This window comes from Kordia periserrulae (genome assembly GCF_003054265.1).
In the GTDB taxonomy this organism is placed as follows: domain Bacteria; phylum Bacteroidota; class Bacteroidia; order Flavobacteriales; family Flavobacteriaceae; genus Kordia; species Kordia periserrulae.
The window spans coordinates 944,798-950,822 of record NZ_QBKT01000001.1 but is presented as its reverse complement, the minus strand read 5'-3'; the positions used below and the strand labels follow the sequence as shown (position 1 = coordinate 950,822).

Genomic DNA, 6,025 nt, shown 5'->3' with positions numbered 1-6,025 from the left:
TTAGCTCCAGCTTCATTTTCGCCAGCTAAGTAACGCATGGTTCTATAAAAACTCAACGTATTTGTATAGTTATCATGGTCTAGTAAGGTTTTAGTGTCTAGCAGTTGTTGGGTAAGATTCTCCAACATTTGCACACGTCCTTCTATTTGCATGCGTGCGACGTAGTCTTTGTCAAATTCTGCTTTGTCAATAAAACTTGGAACCCAATTTGGATGTTGTTCCATGTGACTTTTGGCTTTGTCTACAATCAATTTGTTTTGGTTGGCAATACGACCATATTGTTGTCGCTGTTCAGGGGTAAGGTTCACCGTTTTTCCAGCTAGGATTTGCTGAATGCCATCTAAATGCGCATCCAAGTTGGTAAGTTCTTCTTGTGTAAATTCAATACTAATCAAATTTTCTAATGCCATGTTATTGTTTTAAGAGATTATACTTTTTGTAAAAAATCTGAGTTATCGTAAGAAGTAGTTTTTATTTTTTAAGATTCTGCTTGTTAAAATTAAAACTGTATTTTAGTGCTCGGATTTTTTTTGATTGGTGTAAATGTATGTTTGAAAAACCTTTAAATCAAGTGATATATTACTACTTTCCATGAAATGAGAATCTATTTTCCAAGAAATGAGAAAGAGAAACTGTATAATAAATAATTGTGTTTTATTGAAAATGAATAGACTAAACAGTGCTTGCTATGTTTTTTTATTTTTGTCTTTATTTTCTTTTAATGGATATGCACAAGCTGTTCAAAAAGATACTTTGGATAATAAAAGCTTTGATGAGCTAAAGAAAATTTTTTACTATCACAAAGATTTGGGTGAAATCAAAGTAGGTAAAGAAATTGCTTTATATACATTATCAAAAGCAAGATCTCTTGGAAATAAAAAAGCAATTGTAAATAGCTTTATTAGATTATGTAGAGTTTCATATGATGACCTTGATTTAGCTTTGAAGTATACAGATAGTTGTATTTTGTATGCTACAGAATATGAGTTTGAAAAATTGCTTGCTGAGGGTCATTTTTATAGAGGAATAGTTTTATATGAATTAGGAAAATATGGTAATGCTTTAGAAGCGTATTTAAAAGCCAATGAATATTACAAAAAGCAAAAAAATGAAATGTATTATAGCCTGCGATATAATATTGGTTTACTAAAGTTAAAAGTTAGATATCATGCAGAAGCTATTGAAATTTTTAAAGAAAATTTGAAATTTGAAAAAGGTAAAGATGTGAATAGTAAGTCTTACTTAGATTTACTTTATGGACTAAGTATAGCTTATGCATCAAATAAAATGTTAGATTCTGCTTATGAAATTAATAAAATAGGGTATCAGAAGTCTCTAAAATTAAATGATCAGAGTCATTTATATTTTACTTATGCTCAAGGTGCATTACACTATGCTAGAAAAGAGTATAAAGCAGCTAAAGATAGTATGTTAAAAGCAGTTCCTTATTTGATGAGGGAGAAGGATTACCCTAACTTAGCCATTATATACTATTATCTTGGAACAATTGCAAAAAATGAAGAAATTAAGATTGAATACTTTAAAAAAGTAGATAGTATATTTGGAGTAAAAAAGTACATAATTCCGAAACCAAGAAAAGCCTATGAAGGTTTAATAGATTACTACAAAAAAAAAGGAGATTTAAAAAAACAACTTTATTACACTGAAAGATTAATGATTATTGATACAGTTATTAATAAAGAGCATAGAAATGTTACACATACATTTCAACATGAATACGATACACCAAGATTGGTGGAAGATAAAAGATTATTAATACAAGAGTTAAATAAAAAAAATACTGACTTTAAATATGGTATCTATATATTATTAATATTTTTAGTTTTAGTCATATCTTTATTGATAGCGATTTACAGAAAAAAGCGTATAAATGAAAAAAGATTCCGTGAAGTTTTAAAATCTCTTGAGTCTACACCTAAGATAAAACAAGTTGGTCAATCAAATAGAGAAAAGCGAAAGTCAGTTGTTGATGAGAACACCTTAAATCATATATTAGAGGGGCTCGATGAATTTGAAAAAAATAAAGCTTTTTTAACTCCTAAGCTTACCCTTAGTTCATTCGCAAAAGAACTCAATACAAATACTAAATACTTATCGATAGTTATTAATGATTACAAATCTCAGACCTTTAGAAACTATATAAATAATTTAAGAATAGAATACATAATTGGAAAGTTATATAATGATCAAGTTTTAAGAAATTATACTATAAGTGCTATTGCTTCAGAAGCTGGGTTTTCAAGTACTGAATCTTTTACGCGTGCATTTACTAAAAAAACAGGATTAAATGTGTCATATTATATGAAAAAAATTAAATAATTGATATTTAGCATGTTAATTTGTCTTTTAACTTTCTACTTTCAAGGAAATGAGAAAGACTTTTCTTTTAAATTAGAAAGTCTGAGAATATATTTGACAAAATTTAAAATTATATACAAAATGAAAAAAAACAAAAAACTTAACTTAGGAAAGATTAGAGTAGTTAATCTAAATGTTACCAATTCATTAAGAGGAGGAGGAGAATCTGATGCTGATGAAAGTTGTGGTGATAGAAGGTGTGGTCCAGAGGTAACAAATACGAATACAGATACAAAAGATGCTGTATGTGGATCTTTAGATATTGAATGTGACTCATTATTTTGTGTTACTACTGATTGAATAATTAAATATTAAAAATATGCTGAAGCTATATCTAAAAATATTTATAATTACACTACTATTATTTTTTGTCTCTTGTAAGACAAAAAATAATATTAAAGACACCATTTTGTCTGATAATAATGATTTTAATTTTAACAATTTTTGGTATTTTAAAGATCTTTCAAAAGATAGTGTTCCAGGAATTAACTTAGATAGAGCATATAATTTAATTAAAAGTAAAAAAGGAGTAATAACAATTGTTGCCGTCATCGATACTGAGTTAGATATAAATAATGAAGATATAAAAGACCAAATTTGGATTAATGAGGGTGAAATTCCTAATAACAGTATTGATGATGACAACAATGGATATATAGACGATATTAATGGTTGGAATTATGTAGGTACTACTAAAAAAGATAGTATTCCTTACGGACATTATGAATTTGTTAGAATTATTAATCGTTTTGATTCCATTTTTAGAGATGTAACTTCTTTAAATGATGTTGATAAATCTCAAATAGAGAACTTTAAAAAATATCAGAAAGCATATGAAACTTATCATTTCAAATTAGAGCTTACAAAAAAAAACTTAGAAAGATATAAAAAGGGGAAAGAACGTTATCTTAAGTCTATAGAAATAACGAGTAAATATATAGAAAATCCTGCCGATAAGAGTCAAGAAAAACTTGATTCACTAAAGAATATAGTTTCTAATGAAAATCATAAAAAAGAAATACTGCGATTAAGTAACTTCAAGAAATATGGAATATCCGAAAAGTGGTTAAATAATAAAATAAAATTATACCATGACTATATCAACTTCAAATTCGACTTCAACTATAAAGAACGTTATCTTACAAGTGATGATTCTAACAATCTTGATGATTTTCCATATGGTAATAATAATATTCAAGGAACTCAATTAATAAGTCACTCTACCAAGGTTTCTTCAATAATAGCTGCAACAAGGAATGATACATTAGTAGAAGGAATAAACGATATGGTAAAAATAATGCCTTTAAGTATTTCAGTATCTGCAAGTGAGCACGATAAAGACATTGCCTTAGCTATTCGATATGCGATTGATAATGGAGCAAAAATTATCAATATGAGTATTGGAAAAGATTTTTCATTATATCCAGAGTGGGTTTACGATGCACTTAAATATGCAGAGAAACATGACGTTTTAGTAATTACGTCTTCGGGAAATGACGGATATAATCTTGATAAGATTTCTAATTATCCTAATGATGCTATTGATGGTTATGAATATGTAAATAACTTTATTAAAGTTGGTAATACTTCCTATAGAGTTGATTCTACTTTAGTTGATGATAATTCTAACTATGGAAGAAAAGAGGTAGATATATTTGCACCAGGCACAAAAATCACTTGCTTAAATAGATGGAGAGTTACTGAGGATACAGGAACTTCGTTGTCTTCGGCAGTTGTCAGTGGTGTTGCAAGTTTATTATTTTCATATTATCCAAATTTAACAGCGCGTGAAGTAAAAGAGATAATCTTAAAATCTGGAACTCCAATTGATTTAATGGTATTAAAGCCGTATCCTAACGGAGAGAAACGTGATCCAAACAAAGTCCCCTTCAGCTCCCTATCCAAATCAGGCAAAATAGTCAACGCCTACAACGCACTCCTCATGGCAGAAGAAGTTTCAAAAAAGAAAAAAAAGAAGCGGAAAAATAAAAAATAAACTACTGAATCAAATTGATGCTAATTGTTGAGATGTCATCACTTGGAAAGCGGTAGGAATGTGTTGGATTGATAGAAATTCCTGCTTTTTTAATAGCGTCTAAAAAGATATCCAACTCCACAATATACTGATCGGAAAAACCATGTGTCACATCATACGCGGTGCATGGTGTTTTGCCTAAATTAGCTGCGACAACATGTGGAGCTACCGTATGCAATTCAATAAACAATAAACCGTGTGTTGAAATATACGGTTTCCACTTTTCAAAATGCTCTATTAGGCTTTGTGCAACATCCGCATTGTGCAATTGTTTCCCGCGATGGGCAAAAGCTCCAGTAGATAACAAATTGCCAGAATACATGCCTTTCGGAACATTAAACGGACGGTTATGATCCAAAAACGAACGGACATTCAACAACTCTTCTAATTTTACACCGTACAACTCTTGCAACTTTGCATCAATTTCTGCGGGATTTCCAATATCGCCCCAAACTACTTCTGCCCACACATTGGCTTTCTCTAAATTTCGTTTGGTGCTCAATAATGCTTCTTTGTTATAATCGGCGCCAATCAAAATCAATTTGTTGGTGCTCAAATCGTCTTTGCGTTGGGTTTTATTCCAAATCAAATCAAAAATATGTTCTAACAACGCGCCATTTCCACAGCCAACATCAATAATTCCTTTCGGTTGTTCGTGTAGTGGTTTGTTAAAAATATCTATCAAAACAGCGTCAAACTTATTGAAATAGGTTGCGTGACTTCCACCACTTCCCCACACATTAATACCGCGAAACACATGCTGCTCGTTGCCCAAATGATCTTGCTGGAAAAACGGTAAAAAATCGCCCGTCAAATAGGTTTCTTTATGTCGCATAATCGGCATATACGAAGTCGTAACGCCATACGCGTAACTTTTTGCTAACAGAAATTCACCTTTGGTTGTCAACGCATTGCCTTCAAACATTTCCAACAATTGCAACACTTTTTGAAGCGAAGTATCTTCTAAAAAATCGGTAGTTTCATTATTTTCTAAATCGGAATGATAGCCCAAATACACCAACATTGGCGCCAACAATACACCTTCCAAATGAAAAACAACTTCCTCTTGAAAATAGACATCGTCTTTCAATTTCTCTTTAGCATTTGACCAATATTCCGCATAGGTAATCAACATATCTGTTTTTGGCAATGGAAACTGAAAAGGCTGTTGTAACAATTCATAATAATACGCAAAAAGCGCATTAAAATACACGTAATGGGCTATGTGTTTTTGAAAAATTTCAAACTTAGGAGTTGTTTCAATCGTAACTTCTTTTGAAGAAACCGTGTACAATAAAATTCCTTGCGAAGCCAAACTTCGTAGCGAAACATTCAAATAACCCGCATGAAATAGTGGAAAATATTCGATGATTTTTGTGAGTGTCGTCTTCTTATTTTTTGCCAAAAAATCAAAAATTGCATGTTTCTGTAATACAGCGATTGAGCCTGTAATGGCAATACCATCTTGGTGTTTAAATAACAAGGCTCGAAAAGCGCGTTTTTGTTCTTTGGTTAAGCTCATATCCTAAAGATACACTTTTTTCAAATGAAGTTGCAAATAAAAATAGGCTTTAGCTGAATCGCAATAACAATTCATTTAATCATAAAAAA

Annotated in this window: 5 protein-coding genes; 3 read left to right on the top strand and 2 right to left on the bottom strand. The window is 30.6% G+C overall.

All coding sequences use genetic code 11. The annotated features are described in order from the left end of the window. On the bottom strand, positions 1-410 hold a 410-nt coding region (locus C8N46_RS04050; protein WP_108113558.1), incomplete at its 3' end, for an HMG-box domain-containing protein. A gap of 253 nt (positions 411-663) precedes the next feature. On the opposite strand from C8N46_RS04050, the gene C8N46_RS04045 reads away from it, so the two are divergent. From C8N46_RS04045 to C8N46_RS04035, 3 genes are all read left to right on the top strand, one after another. Further along, entirely contained in the window at positions 664-2,340 is a 1,677-nt protein-coding gene (locus C8N46_RS04045; RefSeq protein ID WP_211314472.1) for a helix-turn-helix domain-containing protein, read from the top strand. A 120-nt stretch (positions 2,341-2,460) separates the two neighbouring features. Next, positions 2,461-2,679 carry a hypothetical protein gene (locus C8N46_RS04040; RefSeq protein WP_146169723.1) on the top strand — a complete coding sequence of 73 codons (219 nt, stop codon included), beginning with the start codon at positions 2,461-2,463 and terminating at the stop codon, positions 2,677-2,679. A gap of 19 nt (positions 2,680-2,698) precedes the next feature. Next, complete coding sequence (locus C8N46_RS04035; protein ID WP_108113555.1) at positions 2,699-4,375, top strand: S8 family serine peptidase; 1,677 nt, start codon at positions 2,699-2,701, stop codon at positions 4,373-4,375. Position 4,376: 1 nt separating this feature from the next. Here C8N46_RS04035 and C8N46_RS04030 read toward each other — a convergent pair whose 3' ends face one another. Next, positions 4,377-5,936 carry a class I SAM-dependent methyltransferase gene (locus C8N46_RS04030; RefSeq protein WP_108113554.1) on the bottom strand — a complete coding sequence of 520 codons (1,560 nt, stop codon included), beginning with the start codon at positions 5,934-5,936 and terminating at the stop codon, positions 4,377-4,379. Positions 5,937-6,025 lie beyond the last annotated feature (89 nt).